13 protein-coding genes, 2 rRNA genes and 1 other annotated feature are annotated in these 13,849 nt (G+C 32.7%); of the genes, 13 read left to right on the plus strand and 2 right to left on the minus strand.

The window, feature by feature from the left end; all coding sequences use genetic code 11:
- The first annotated feature begins 32 nt into the window (after positions 1–32).
- Complete coding sequence (locus CLMAG_RS29905; RefSeq protein ID WP_066631167.1) at positions 33–293, plus strand: pro-sigmaK processing inhibitor BofA family protein; 261 nt, start codon at positions 33–35, stop codon at positions 291–293.
- 39 nt (positions 294–332) lie between these two features.
- Here the strand turns inward: CLMAG_RS29905 and ytaF are convergent, their stop codons facing one another.
- Entirely contained in the window at positions 333–974 is a 642-nt protein-coding gene (ytaF, locus tag CLMAG_RS29910; RefSeq protein ID WP_066631169.1) for a sporulation membrane protein YtaF, read from the minus strand.
- A gap of 228 nt (positions 975–1,202) precedes the next feature.
- On the opposite strand from ytaF, the gene sfsA reads away from it, so the two are divergent.
- The 9 genes from sfsA to CLMAG_RS29950 all read left to right on the plus strand — a co-directional run bounded on the left by sfsA (position 1,203) and on the right by CLMAG_RS29950 (position 8,961).
- Positions 1,203–1,895 carry a DNA/RNA nuclease SfsA gene (gene sfsA / locus CLMAG_RS29915; RefSeq protein ID WP_066631188.1) on the plus strand — a complete coding sequence of 231 codons (693 nt, stop codon included), beginning with the start codon at positions 1,203–1,205 and terminating at the stop codon, positions 1,893–1,895.
- Positions 1,896–2,006: 111 nt separating this feature from the next.
- Entirely contained in the window at positions 2,007–2,546 is a 540-nt protein-coding gene (locus CLMAG_RS29920) for an NAD(+) diphosphatase (protein WP_066631170.1), read from the plus strand.
- Positions 2,547–2,663: 117 nt separating this feature from the next.
- A complete protein-coding gene (locus tag CLMAG_RS29925) occupies positions 2,664–3,344 on the plus strand; it encodes a hydrolase (RefSeq protein WP_066631171.1) in 681 nt (226 codons plus the stop codon).
- A gap of 103 nt (positions 3,345–3,447) precedes the next feature.
- Positions 3,448–4,230 (plus strand): EFR1 family ferrodoxin, encoded by a 783-nt coding sequence (locus CLMAG_RS29930; RefSeq protein ID WP_066631172.1) that lies wholly within the window; start codon positions 3,448–3,450, stop codon positions 4,228–4,230.
- 63 nt (positions 4,231–4,293) lie between these two features.
- A complete protein-coding gene (locus tag CLMAG_RS33125) occupies positions 4,294–4,452 on the plus strand; it encodes a hypothetical protein (RefSeq protein ID WP_169809826.1) in 159 nt (52 codons plus the stop codon).
- A gap of 229 nt (positions 4,453–4,681) precedes the next feature.
- A complete protein-coding gene (locus CLMAG_RS29935; protein ID WP_066631173.1) occupies positions 4,682–4,861 on the plus strand; it encodes a hypothetical protein in 180 nt (59 codons plus the stop codon).
- Positions 4,862–4,987: 126 nt separating this feature from the next.
- Positions 4,988–5,189 (plus strand) — a binding site (T-box leader).
- A 334-nt stretch (positions 5,190–5,523) separates the two neighbouring features.
- The gene (locus CLMAG_RS29940; RefSeq protein ID WP_066631175.1) at positions 5,524–6,597 is read left to right on the plus strand and encodes a pyridoxal-phosphate-dependent aminotransferase family protein; all 1,074 of its coding nucleotides are present in this window, start codon (positions 5,524–5,526) and stop codon (positions 6,595–6,597) included.
- A 48-nt stretch (positions 6,598–6,645) separates the two neighbouring features.
- Positions 6,646–7,581 (plus strand): D-2-hydroxyacid dehydrogenase, encoded by a 936-nt coding sequence (locus CLMAG_RS29945; RefSeq protein WP_066631177.1) that lies wholly within the window; start codon positions 6,646–6,648, stop codon positions 7,579–7,581.
- A gap of 132 nt (positions 7,582–7,713) precedes the next feature.
- Entirely contained in the window at positions 7,714–8,961 is a 1,248-nt protein-coding gene (locus CLMAG_RS29950) for a DUF1015 domain-containing protein (protein ID WP_066631181.1), read from the plus strand.
- A 54-nt stretch (positions 8,962–9,015) separates the two neighbouring features.
- Here the strand turns inward: CLMAG_RS29950 and CLMAG_RS29955 are convergent, their stop codons facing one another.
- A complete protein-coding gene (locus CLMAG_RS29955; protein WP_066631183.1) occupies positions 9,016–10,185 on the minus strand; it encodes a class I SAM-dependent methyltransferase in 1,170 nt (389 codons plus the stop codon).
- Between the two features lie 177 nt (positions 10,186–10,362).
- Between CLMAG_RS29955 and CLMAG_RS29960 the strand changes: the two genes are divergently transcribed.
- The 3 genes from CLMAG_RS29960 to CLMAG_RS29970 form a co-directional block, all read left to right on the plus strand.
- Positions 10,363–11,298, plus strand: coding sequence for a GNAT family N-acetyltransferase (locus CLMAG_RS29960; RefSeq protein ID WP_066631185.1), 936 nt, complete (start codon positions 10,363–10,365; stop codon positions 11,296–11,298).
- 494 nt (positions 11,299–11,792) lie between these two features.
- Positions 11,793–13,302: ribosomal RNA gene (locus CLMAG_RS29965) — 16S ribosomal RNA — on the plus strand.
- A 268-nt stretch (positions 13,303–13,570) separates the two neighbouring features.
- A 23S ribosomal RNA gene (locus CLMAG_RS29970) occupies positions 13,571–13,849 on the plus strand; the annotation flags it as partial.

The raw sequence follows: 13,849 nt of genomic DNA on the forward strand, positions 1-13,849 counted from the left end.
TTTAGTAGTGATAAAATTAAGGAGGGATAAATTTGCAGTTTGAGTATATAGGTTATTTTTTAGTTGCTATATTGGGGTTATACATACTAGTTAAAGTATTTGCTTGGCCATTAAAATTACTATTTAAACTAATTATAAACGCTGTACTTGGGGTAATACTTCTACTTGTAGTTAATTTTATTGGGCAATATTTTAATTTTTATATTGGTATTAATGCTATAACTGCAATTATAGCAGGTTTTCTAGGAGTTCCAGGTGTGATATTCCTTATTATATTTAAGCTCTTTCTGTAAAGTAAAATTTGTTTTATACATCTTTTAAATAATAATTGATTACAGAAAAAATTGATATAATGCAAGTAAGATTATTATAATTCCAGAAATCATATCTGCATTACTTTCTAGAACTTCAGATAAAAACCTCTTACCAATATAGTACCCAACTGGTATAGTTAGAAAACTAAAGATGAATGTTATCAAAGATGTTAATGTTAAACTTAAACCTGATATACTAGCGCCTATGCCTAATCCCATGTTGTTTAAAGCTAATGCGAGTCCTAAAGCAAAAGCTTCCTTCAAGTCTATGTTTCCGGAATTATCTATATCTGCTTTTTCTGGGCTTTCCAATAATTCGCCACAATTATAGTATTCTATTTTTACTTGTTTTTTCTGAGGATTTTTCATAATAAAGTCCTCTTTTTTTATTCTTCTCTTTTTTAGTGAATTTACTATAAACCATAATCCTAGAACTATAAGAATGATACTTCCCATAATATTGGCAATATCCGGAGATATAAAATAACCTATAAATTTACCAACTGACATAGATAAAAAGGTACCAGCACAAGATATAAATGCTATTAAAAGATTACTTAACAAAGATATTCTAAGTTTTTTAATGCCGTAGGCAATTCCTACAACAAGATTATCAAGACTGGCAGATATAACGAATAGTAGAATAGATACAATATGCATAATAGCCTCCTATAGTAAAGCAGTTCATATTTATACTATTCATATTTAGTGAGGAAGGTTACATAATGAATATTGAATTATTAATAAGAATCAATTAGTTATTTGTAACTAGAGAAGTATGTTATTTGTGTTTTAAGAAAAAAATATAATAATCCACAAAAACACTAATAATTGTGGATGAAATCTGTGAATATGTGTATAATTTTTATAAAAACTGGAGATGATATATTGGTTATCCACAATAATATAATAAAAGCTAAGTTTATTCATAGGCCAAATCGCTTTAAGGCATATGTAAGTATAAATGGCGAAGAGAGTATGGTGCATGTACCCAATACGGGAAGATGTAGAGAAATACTTATTCCTGGATGTACTGTAATCTTAAGAGAGGAAAATAACCCTTCAAGAAAAACAAAATATGACTTAATAGGTGGATATAAGGGAGATAGATTTATAAATATTGATTCACATATACCTAATAAAGTAGTTGAGGAAGCATTAAAAAATAGGAAGATAGAAATATTAAAAGAATATGTGAATATACAGAGGGAAAAAACCTTTGGAAATAGCAGATTTGACTTTAAGTTGACTAATAATGATGGAGGGGAATGTTACCTAGAAGTAAAAGGAGTGACATTAGAAGAAAATGGAGTAGTTAAGTTTCCTGATGCTCCAACAGAAAGAGGCACTAAACATTTATTAGAATTAGTAGAAGTTAAAAAATTAGATAAAGCGGCAGCAGTATTATTCCTAATTCAAATGGAGGGAGTTAAATACTTTACTCCTCATGATGATATGGACAGTAAATTTGGAGAAGCTTTGAGATTTGCTAAAGAGAATGGAGTTCATATTCTAGCTTATGATTGTACTGTTGGCGAGAATTTCATAAAGCTTAAAGACCAAATAAATATTAAGCTTTAAAGATTTATATTGAAATTGAATAAATATATACATATATTTTATAATATAGTTGTAGGTTAAGAATATAATTCTTCGGGGGGGGGAAGTTACTCTTTTAGGAGTGATGAAATTATGAAATTTAATTATTGCCCGATTTGTGGAAGAAAGTTAGAAATAAAAGATAGCTGGGATGAAGGAGGAGTACCTTATTGTCCTGTAGATGATATTATGTATTTTGATACACCTAAGCCTTGTATTATAGTGGCTATAATAAATAAAGACAAAATACTACTTTTAAAGCAGAGTTATATATTTAAAGATTCAAAGGTGCTTTTATCTGGATACGTAACTAATGGGGAAACAGTAGAGGAAACCGTCCATAGAGAAGTTTTAGAGGAATCCGGTCTAAAAATAAAAAATTTAAAATACCTGGGAAGTGAATATCTCAGCTCAAAAGAAATAATTATGCTTACATTTATGGCTGAATATGATGGAGGAGAATTAAGAAAGTCATCTGAAGTGGAAGGGGTAAATTGGACTAATATCGAGGATGCATTATGTGAAATGAATCAAGATAAGATTGGCAAGAATATAGTGAAAAAGGTATTAAAAGAAATTGGCTATATTGGAGATAAAGCATATAGATGTGAATGTGATATAGCTAGTGATTAGGAAATTATTTATTGAAAAACATATTAATTGGAAATACTTTCAATTTTATGTTAATATAAGATGATATTATTTTTAGGCTTATGGTTGGAGTATGCAATAAAAAAAGGAGGAATAAATATGGCCAAGTATGTACCTGAAATAAATGGAATTTTAAGAAGACATATGATTGAAGTGCCTAAGGTTATCAGAGATGCTAGCGGTATAAAGATATTTGGAAAAAGGATAAAATCCCTTGTGTTTAGTACGGATGTAGCGGTTATAAAAAATACTAATGCAGATGCAGTCATAGCAGTATATCCCTTTACACCTCAACCTCTTATAACGCAGGCAATTCTCTTATCGGCTGATATTCCTGTGTTTTGTGGAGTAGGTGGGGGAATTACTACTGGTAAAAGAGTTGTGAATTTAGCATTAGATGCTGAATTTAAAGGAGCAATGGGAGTTGTAGTGAATAGTCCTACACCAAATGAGGTGATAAGACAAATGAGAGATACTATTGATATACCAATAGTAGTGTCTGTAGTTTCTGAGTATGAGAACTTTAAAGAAAGAATTGAATCAGGAGCTACTATTCTCAACGTATCAGGAGCTAAAAGAACCTCTTACATTGTAAGCAGGATAAGAGAGCAGTATCCTGAGTTCCCTATAATGGCAACTGGAGGTCCTACGGAGGAAAGTATAAAGGCTACAATAGCGGCAGGAGCAAATGCTATTACATTTACACCACCATCAGCTTCGGAGATATTAAGTAAAATTATGGGTAGCTATAGGGAGAAATACCAAGAGGATCAGCAGTAAGAATAATAATACTTGTTAATCATGCATAATACATATTGTGTATTATGCATTTTTACATGAGCAAATCTCTAAAAAATAAAAATCATTAGGAGATGGGGTTATTATGAAAGGTATATTATATTATTTTAGTGGAACGGGAAATACAAAATGGGTAGCAGATAGATTTAAAGAGGAATTTGGTTTGAATAATATAGATTTAAAGCTAATAAATATAGAATCTCTTGAAGAAATTAATATGAAAGGTTATGATTTTCTTATTATAGGATCTTCTGTTTATGGAAAAATGCAGCCTAAGATAGTAGATAATTTTTTACATAGACTACCTATAACTAAAAAAAGTATAAGATCCATTGTTTATTCAACTCAAGGGGCAAGTTCATCAGCAGCAATTTCTGTAATAGCTAAAGAGTTAGAGAAGAAGGGGTTTCGAGTTATGATTCAATCAAGTATGAAAATGCCCAATAACTTTTATTTTGCATCAGGGAAAAAGCCCAGTATAAATGAGCAAAAAGAAATGTTAAAAAACGCAGAGATAAAAGTAAAAAACTTAACTAGTTGCTTTTTAGAGAATAGGGAATTAAAAGAGAAAGTCTTGTTTCCAAGAATACTTTTGGGGAAAATATCAGCAAGAACTTTTAGAAAGGTATTGCCAAAATTGTCTAGAAGTATTACGGCGGCAGAAGAATGTACTAAGTGTGGTTTGTGTCTAAGGAATTGTCCTAAAAACAATATAACTTTTGAAAATGGGCATGCTATTTTTCATAGTAAGTGTATGCTGTGTTTAAGATGCATACATATATGTCCTAAGAACGCAATAAGATATAAAGGAAAAAAAATAAGTCAAACACAAAAAGAAACTATTAATTGCCTAAGTCTAAGTAAATAAAAAAATTAAGGTTTACATAACCCCAAAGATCATTAGTTGATAAAGGAGTAAGGAAGTGAACATATGATACTTAAAAGTTATAATTGCAAGCATTGTCCGGAGTTTGATAAAAGCTGTCATGGTGAAGCAGAAAATTGTATGTGTAAAGGATGTCCTAGAAATCTTGGCAAATGTATTACTACAAAATATTGTACAGAAACAGAATCAATATTAGAAGAGTAATGTAATTATAAAAGAAGAATCTTTTATATATTTTTTGATATATAAACTGTATCCTGTAAGATAAACACCGAAAAGAGTTTGTGTTATCTTGCAGGATACAGTTTATTCTGTTTTAATTTTGCGGAATTTTATTTTATATTTCGGTAATACTAACAGTGTAAGAAATTGAGTTTTTAATAAAACCTTAGTAAAAATTTATTAAATACACAAACTTTATAGGGGTGATTTTATGAGTTCAATACGTGAGAAAATGTTAGTAGCAGAAAATTGTATAGCATACACACCTAAAAGTTTTACTATACACATGAGTTTTGTTTCTCAAGGATGTAGCAGTTGTGTAAGTTACATAAATGATGAATGTAATAAGCGATTATTTGAACAAATTAATAAAATAATAAGTATAAATTAAGAGTTGTGTGTAAAAATTTTGTATAAATTAAGATTGAGATTATTTAATAAAATTTTTAAAATTTCTATTGACATATTGTCAGTATGAATTTATAATTAAGAACAAGTTAGTAAATTAATTAAATACAAATTGCCTATGAAGAGAAATAGTAACATAATTAAAGGTTAAGAGAGTCAGTGGTTGGTGTGAACTGATGCCTATTATTTTGTGAATCCATCTCCGAGGATATTACGATGAGTAATACGGTTAAAACCGTTATTTTAAATGAGAGAATCATAATTTTATTGTGATTAATAAGGGTGGCAACGCGAAGTCAATCGTCCCTACTGGGATGATTGGCTCTTTTTGTTTTATTCCATGATTATTCCCTCTAATACCTCCGCCTTGCTGAAGGTAGGAATAAAGAGTGGCTACGTCATTGAATTCGTTGAACTAAGAATGATATAGGGGTTAAAACTCTATATGATTTAAGCCCTACTTTAATTAAGCATACTATTTTATGATTAATAAGGGTGGCACCGCGAGTCAATCGTCCCTAAGTATGATTGACTCATTTTATTTATCCTTTTCACTTTAGTAATGTATAACTTTAAAGTGGTAATGTAAAAAAGTAAAACTATGTTTAATAGAAAATATAAATTTATTTAAGGGGGTTAATTGTGATGCATAAGAGATTATTTATTCCAGGTCCAGTTGAAGTGGCAAATGATGTTTTAGAAAAAATGGCTACACCTATGATAGGACATAGAAGCAAGGAAGCATCAGAGCTTCAAAGAGGAATTAGCGAGAAGGCTAGAAAGATTTTTAATACACAGGAGGAAATACTTCTCTCTACTACATCTGGAAGTGGTCTTATGGAAGGGGCGATAAGATCTTGTACAGCTAAGAGAGCAGCAGTTTTTTCTATAGGGGCATTTGGCAAAAGATGGTATGAAATGGCTATATATAATAATGTGCCTGCAGATCTATATGAAGTTGAGTGGGGAAATGCTGTAGATCCAAATGAAGTGGACAAAGTTTTAGCAACAGGTAAGTATGATCTAGTTTGTATAACTCATAATGAAACATCTACTGGAGTTATGAACCCTGTAGATGAGTTATCACTAGTAATTAAAAAGTATCCTGAAATTGTATGGTGTCTTGATACTGTAAGTTCCATGGCTGGGACAAAAATAGAAGTTGATAAACTGGGGGTAGATATATGTATAACTTCAAGCCAGAAGGCTATAGGCCTTCCTCCAGGAATAGCAATATGTTCATTTTCAAAGAAAGCAGTAGAAAGAGCTAAAAAAGTTACTTTTAGGGGATATTATTTAGATTTGCTTTTACTTTATGAGTATATACAGAAAAAAGATTATCAATATCCATCAACACCATCTCTTTCTCACATGTTTGCTATGGACTATCAGTTAGGAAAGATATTAGAAGAAGGATTAGAAAACAGATATAACAGACATATTGAAATGGCTAACTATGTAAGAGGATGGGGCAAAGAACATTTTGAGCTATTTGCAGATGAAAGATATCTATCTAATACTTTAACAAATATAAAAAATACAAGAAATATAAATGTTGGGGACTTAAATAAAGAATTGGGGCAAAGAGGTTTCCAAATTTCAAATGGATATGGAAAGTTAAAAGAAAAAACTTTTAGAATAGCTCATATGGCAGAATGTACTATGGACGATATAAAAGAGCTTTTATTTAACATAAACGACATACTCAAATTACAATAAAATTAGTTTCAAATTAGTTGTCTAAAGGGGCAAAAGGGGGCTTTATAAATGATAAATATATTAATATGTGATGGAATGGAAAAAACAGGAACAGATAAATTAGAGGGTTATGGATATAAAGTTGTAAACAAACATTATGAGTTAGAGGAACTAAAAGAAGTTATAAAAGATTTTGACGTAATGATAGTTAGATCTGCAACTAAAGTTAGAAAAGAATTAATTGATGAAGCAAGGGGGGGAAAGTTAAAACTAATAATCCGTGGTGGTGTTGGTTTAGATAACATAGATGTAGAGTATGCTACAGCAAACGGAATTAAGGTTAGAAATACACCAAATGCTAGTAGTGCATCTGTAGCAGAGCTTACTATTGCACATATGTTCGCTATATCAAGATATGTACATTTAGCTAATGTTACAATGAGAGATGGTAAGTGGGAAAAGAAAAGATATGAAGGAATTGAGCTATTCGGTAAAACCTTGGGACTTATAGGTTTCGGAAGAATAGCAAAGGAAGTTGCTAAAAGAGCAGAAGCATTAGGAATGAAAGTAATTTATACAGACAAATTAGGAATGGCAAAAGGCTATACAAAGTATGAATTTTGTGATTTAGAAAACATATTAGAAAGAGCAGATTTTATATCACTTCATATTCCTTTTGATAAAAAAGTAGGTGCAGTTATAGGAAAGAAGCAGCTTGAGATAATGAAGGATGGCGTATATATAATTAACTGTGCTAGAGGAAATCTTATAGATGAAGGGGCACTAATTGAGGCGTTAAATAACGGAAAAGTAGCTGGGGCTGCACTGGATGTATTTGAAAATGAACCTAAACCAAACTTAGAGTTGATTAATAATCCAAAGGTATGTGTAACACCTCATATAGGTGCAGCTACTGAAGAAGCTCAAGAAAGAATTGGAAATGAAATAGTAGATATTGTTGAAGAGTTTGCTAAGTATACTGAAAACTGTGTGGTAAATGTATAAATTAAAACTTGATTTATATAAAAATTGTATTAAAATTATATTAATTATGTCAATTCTGAATGATTATAATTGGGGCATTTAATTTTATAATAATCATTACTTATTGGATAAATAAAGAGGGGGAAAATATAAATGGCAGTTTTAAAACCATTCAAGGCAATAAGACCTAGAGAAGATGTAGCAGATAAAGTAGCAGCGCTACCTTATGATGTTATGAATAGTGAAGAGGCAAGGGAGATGGCTAAAGACAATCAGTACTCTTTTCTTCATGTTGATAAAGCAGAGATTGATTTACCTACAGATACAGATCATTATGATAAAAAGGTTTATGATAAGGCTAGGGATAACTTGTATAATATGATTAATGAAAATATTTTTGTACAAGACAACAAAAAGTGCTTATATATTTATAAGTTGACAATGAATAATAGAGCTCAAGTTGGAATAGTTGGATGTACTTCTATAGATGATTATATAAATAATAAAATAAAAAAGCATGAATTCACAAGAGTGGAAAAAGAAAGAGACAGAATTAATCATGTCGATACTTGCGATGCAAATACAGGACCAATTTTTTTAACTTATAGATATAATAGTGAACTTAGTGATATAATAAAGTTATGGATGCAAAAAGATCCTATATATAATTTTAAAGCAGAAGATGATATAGAACATGTGGCATGGATTATCGATGATGAGCATACAATAGATAATATATGTAATATATTTAGCAATATAGATAGTTTATATATAGCAGACGGGCATCATAGAACAGCTTCAGCGGTAAAAGTTGGTTTAAAAAGAAGAGAAGAAAATCCAAATTACAATGGAGAGGAAGAATTCAATTTCTTTTTATCTGTACTTTTCCCAGATGCAGACTTGCAAATCATAGATTATAACAGGGTTGTTAAGGATTTGAACGGTCTTTCTACTGAAGAATATATGCTTAAGGTTGCGGAAAAATTTGATATAAGTTTATATGAAGGTAAAGATCAATATAAGCCTTCTTGTGAGAATACCTACGGAATGTATCTTGGCGGGAAATGGTATAAGCTTACGGCGAAAGAGGGGACTTATGACCCTAACAATCCTGTTGATAAATTAGATGTTTCTATTCTTCAAAACAACTTATTAAAGCCAATTTTGGGTATTGAAGACCCAAGAACGGATGATAGAATAGACTTTATAGGTGGTATTAGAGGTCTTAAAGAGATCGAGAGAAGAGTGGAACAAGAACCAATGGGAGTTGGCTTCTCCATGTATCCAACAACAGTACAAGAATTAATGAGCATTGCAGATGCTGGAGAAGTCATGCCTCCAAAATCTACTTGGTTTGAACCTAAACTTAGAAGTGGCTTATTTATTCACAAATTAAAATAATTCATAATAAAAGGATTTAGTCTTAAACCATAATGACTAAATCCTTTTGTAATTTTACCATTCATTAATAAAACTATAGAGAGCAGGATAAACATTTAATTGAGCCATTAAATTTAAATATTCGGACATGGCATCTTCATTTTCATCTTTTATTTTTACCGCTCTAATCATGAGGTTTTTAGGGGTTTCTAATGGTGATATATATTCAACAACGGAGGTGTCATATCCTTTAGCTTCTAATAGTAGAGATCTCATGCCATCTGTTAATATGTCAGCTAAGCGCGTTTTAAATACACCGTGTTTTAATATACTTTTAAAAGGATCATATGAATACTGACTTAAAAGTTCTCTATGGCAACAAGGTACAGCAACTATTGCATCTGAATATAGTCTTATCCCAAGTGCTAGAGCCATATCAGTAGCCGTATCACAGGCATGAAGAGACATAACTACATTGATTTTATTTTTAGGATTATAGTTTTTAATGTCTATTGCATGGAATTCCATATTTCTATATCCTAAGTTATCAGCTATTTTTTTCGAAGATTCTATAACACTTTCTTTGTAATCTAGACCAATAAAGTGACATTTTATTTTTTTTACTTCAGTTAAATAATAATTTAAGACAAAGGATAAATAAGACTTTCCGCATCCGCAGTCTAGTATTGTTAAGGTTTGTTTCTTAGGTAATTTGTTTAACATTTCATCAAAAAGTTCTACATAATGATCAATTTGATTGTACTTTCTAATTTTATCATTTTTTATTTTTCCATCCTTGGTCATAATGTTTATTTCTTTTAGAAGGGAGTCTGCCTTACCTGCTTTTATGTAGTAATTTCTATTTAACAAGGTAGAAGTTTCTGAAGGAGTAGAAAGATCTTTTGAGTCATCTTCCTTTGTTTCGATATTTTTCATCTTTACATTCTTATTATCTGCTTCAATCAATATATCTGTTCCTCTTTCGCTATAGATTAGAGTAACACTATCATAATTAATAGAATAATTACAGATTTTATTTATTAGGTCATCTATAGATAAGATTTCTGTTCTGCCGTTGAAGTTGAATTTTATATTTGGAGATTCATATTCACCGATACCTTTAAAATTTTTTGAACCCGCTTTATATGTAATTTTTATATTCTTAAATATATTACTATTTTCCTCAAATCTACTCTTAACTCCTATTAAAAATAAATTTAATTTTGATATAGTTTGTTTGTTCATGAAAACACATCCTTAATTTATGATTTTAAACTATATTGATAATATAAACATATACGTTTATATTATCAATATCTTTTATGCTATAATGTTACATGTATTTAACTAAAAACATGGGGTAAATTAATAAAAAGGTAAAATAAATTACCCTCTTCAGTATAATAAATGGGAGAGATTAAAATGTTAAAAGAACATCAGGTAACTGTAGATTTAGTAAAAGGTAGTAAAAGCGAATATATTATAAGAGATATTTTAGGTATAACTATAGGAAGAGTATACATTATTGAACTTTCTAAGGAAAATAGATACTGTAGTTTTAGAATAAAATTTTATAAGTCTGATGAATTAAGTTATGAGCCGTTAAAGGAATCAATAAATATATTTTTAATTTCCTTATTTAAAAATATGGATGTTAACAAAGTTAATGTGTTTGCAGATGAAGAAATAAACATTATGTCTTTTACTGATTTAGGCTTTAATCTAGAAGGTATTGTGTCAAGGAGCATAATATCTAATGGTACATACAGAGATGAACTTTTATTTGGTATAGATTTTGAAACTTTTAATAATGAACATAAATATAGGGAACCAGAAGCAAAAGGAATAAGTGTAAGTCTTTCGGTGTTAACTCCAAGTGACGCAGAGGATGTTTTAAAGTATTACTTAAAAAATAAAGAATACTTAAGTCCTTTTGAACCAGATAGAGATGATAGTTTTTATACATTACCTGTTCAAAAAAGAAACTTGATCGAAGGATATAAACAGTTTTTAAATGGAGATAGTGTTAACTTTGGTATTTATAGAGGTAATAAGTTTATAGGTAAGGTACAGATATCTAATATAATTATAGGAGTTTTTAAAAGTGCATTTGTGGGATATTCAATAGATAGGGAAGAACAAGGAAAAGGATATATGAAGGAGACTTTAAATCTCGTATCAAAATATGCTTTTGATGAAATGGGATTGCATAGATTAGAAGCATCAACTCTTGTAGATAATGTAAAATCTCAAAGGGTACTAAAAGCATGTGGATTTAAGGAACTTGGAATTAGTGAGAAATATTTGTTTATTAATGGTAAATGGAGAGACCATATAATTTTTTATAAAACAAAATAAGAAATTTTAAATATAGGATTTAAGGCTGCGGACAAATCTATTTTGTAAGCAGTTTTTATTTGCAGTTTAAATGTTGTACAGCCCAATATAATGGCATAGGTTTTTAGTTTAGAGAATAAAAGTTTAAAAGATGAACAAAAACGTTGCCAAGTGTGTCAAATGTTAATAAAGTGAGATATATATAGAAAAATTAAGTAAATCTCAATTAAACTTCAAATTTAGTGTGATTACAATATATGTAATTACAAATTTATGATAAGATTATACATGTTGTCGCGAAAAACGACAAAGCTTAACAAAAACAACTAAAAAAAGTTGTTGACAAAGTTGAGTTAACATGATAAACTACAAAGGTCGCTGAGATGAGCGACATGATCCTTGAAAATTAAACAGAGGTTAAAAATCAGATGATTTTTATTAAATAAACTAAACCAGCAATTCTTTAACTACTATATATTAGTAGTGAGTAAAACAGTAATGAGCATTCAAACTTTTAAATTGAGAGTTTGATCCTGGCTCAGGACGAACGCTGGCGGCGTGCCTAACACATGCAAGTCGAGCGATGAAGCCCTTCGGGGTGGATTAGCGGCGGACGGGTGAGTAACACGTGGGTAACCTGCCTCAAAGAGGGGGATAGCCTCCCGAAAGGGAGATTAATACCGCATAACATTGGTTTTTCGCATGAAGAACTAATTAAAGGAGTAATCCGCTTTGAGATGGACCCGCGGCGCATTAGCTAGTTGGTGAGGTAAAGGCTCACCAAGGCGACGATGCGTAGCCGACCTGAGAGGGTGATCGGCCACATTGGAACTGAGACACGGTCCAGACTCCTACGGGAGGCAGCAGTGGGGAATATTGCACAATGGGCGAAAGCCTGATGCAGCAACGCCGCGTGAGTGATGAAGGCCTTCGGGTTGTAAAGCTCTGTCTTTTGGGACGATAATGACGGTACCAAAGGAGGAAGCCACGGCTAACTACGTGCCAGCAGCCGCGGTAATACGTAGGTGGCGAGCGTTGTCCGGATTTACTGGGCGTAAAGGATGCGTAGGCGGATATTTAAGTGAGATGTGAAATACCCGAGCTTAACTTGGGTGCTGCATTTCAAACTGGATATCTAGAGTGTGGGAGAGGAGAATGGAATTCCTAGTGTAGCGGTGAAATGCGTAGAGATTAGGAAGAACACCAGTGGCGAAGGCGATTCTCTGGACCATAACTGACGCTGAGGCATGAAAGCGTGGGTAGCAAACAGGATTAGATACCCTGGTAGTCCACGCCGTAAACGATGAGTACTAGGTGTAGGGGGGTCCAACCTTCTGTGCCGCAGTTAACACAATAAGTACTCCGCCTGGGAAGTACGATCGCAAGATTAAAACTCAAAGGAATTGACGGGGGCCCGCACAAGCAGCGGAGCATGTGGTTTAATTCGAAGCAACGCGAAGAACCTTACCTGGACTTGACATCCCCTGAATAGTGCAGAGATGCATGAAGCCCTTCGGGGCAGGGAGACAGGTGGTGCATGGTTGTCGTCAGCTCGTGTCGTGAGATGTTAGGTTAAGTCCTGCAACGAGCGCAACCCCTATTATTAGTTGCTACCATTAAGTTGAGCACTCTAGTGAGACTGCCCGGGTTAACCGGGAGGAAGGTGGGGATGACGTCAAATCATCATGCCCCTTATGTCCAGGGCTACACACGTGCTACAATGGTAGGTACAGAGAGATGCAAGACCGCGAGGTGGAGCCAAACTCAAAAACCTATCTCAGTTCGGATTGTAGGCTGCAACTCGCCTACATGAAGCCGGAGTTGCTAGTAATCGCGAATCAGAATGTCGCGGTGAATACGTTCCCGGGCCTTGTACACACCGCCCGTCACACCATGAGAGCTGGCAACACCCGAAGTCCGTGAGGTAACCTGTAAAGGAGCCAGCGGCCGAAGGTGGGGTTAGTGATTGGGGTGAAGTCGTAACAAGGTAGCCGTAGGAGAACCTGCGGCTGGATCACCTCCTTTCTAAGGATAATACAGACAGGTAATGCTGTCTGAAAGACTGGTTTAGCCTCTGTTTAATTTTGAGGGATTATTATCCATTGACACGGTAGTGTTAAGGTGATAAAATAAATTCTCAAATTGTTCTTTGAAAATTGCACAGTGAAGAAACGTTAAACAACGCAATTGTTTAACAAAAATAGAAGTAAAGCTAAAGGTAGAACTACTTATATAATATAAGTAATAACCTTTGTAACTTTAATCAAACTCATAGAAATATGAGTGATAAATTGGTCAAGCTACAAAGGGCGCATGGTGAATGCCTTGGCACCAGAAGCCGAAGAAGGACGCGATAAGCTGCGATAAGCTTTGGGTAGGCGCAAATAGCCAGTGATCCAGAGATTTCCGAATGGGGCAACCCACATTACTAACGTAATGTACTGTAAACTGAATTCATAGGTTTATAGAGGTATACCCGGGGAACTGAAACATCTAAGTACCCGGAGGAAGAGAAAGAAAAATCGATTTTCTAAGTAGCGGCGAGCGAAAGGGAAAGAGCCCAAACCAGGAA

Source organism: Clostridium magnum DSM 2767 (genome assembly GCF_001623875.1).
In the GTDB taxonomy this organism is placed as follows: domain Bacteria; phylum Bacillota; class Clostridia; order Clostridiales; family Clostridiaceae; genus Clostridium_AM; species Clostridium_AM magnum.

Coding starts and splice junctions, on each gene's coding strand:
- CLMAG_RS29935 (WP_066631173.1), top strand. CDS start 4,682: ATGAGTTCAATACGTGAGAAAATGTTAGTAGCAGAAAATTGTATAGCA.
- CLMAG_RS29925 (WP_066631171.1), top strand. CDS start 2,664: ATGGCCAAGTATGTACCTGAAATAAATGGAATTTTAAGAAGACATATG.
- ytaF (WP_066631169.1), bottom strand. CDS start 974: ATGCATATTGTATCTATTCTACTATTCGTTATATCTGCCAGTCTTGAT.
- CLMAG_RS29945 (WP_066631177.1), top strand. CDS start 6,646: ATGATAAATATATTAATATGTGATGGAATGGAAAAAACAGGAACAGAT.
- CLMAG_RS29960 (WP_066631185.1), top strand. CDS start 10,363: ATGTTAAAAGAACATCAGGTAACTGTAGATTTAGTAAAAGGTAGTAAA.
- CLMAG_RS29955 (WP_066631183.1), bottom strand. CDS start 10,185: ATGAACAAACAAACTATATCAAAATTAAATTTATTTTTAATAGGAGTT.
- CLMAG_RS29930 (WP_066631172.1), top strand. CDS start 3,448: ATGAAAGGTATATTATATTATTTTAGTGGAACGGGAAATACAAAATGG.
- CLMAG_RS29920 (WP_066631170.1), top strand. CDS start 2,007: ATGAAATTTAATTATTGCCCGATTTGTGGAAGAAAGTTAGAAATAAAA.
- CLMAG_RS33125 (WP_169809826.1), top strand. CDS start 4,294: ATGATACTTAAAAGTTATAATTGCAAGCATTGTCCGGAGTTTGATAAA.
- CLMAG_RS29940 (WP_066631175.1), top strand. CDS start 5,524: ATGCATAAGAGATTATTTATTCCAGGTCCAGTTGAAGTGGCAAATGAT.
- CLMAG_RS29950 (WP_066631181.1), top strand. CDS start 7,714: ATGGCAGTTTTAAAACCATTCAAGGCAATAAGACCTAGAGAAGATGTA.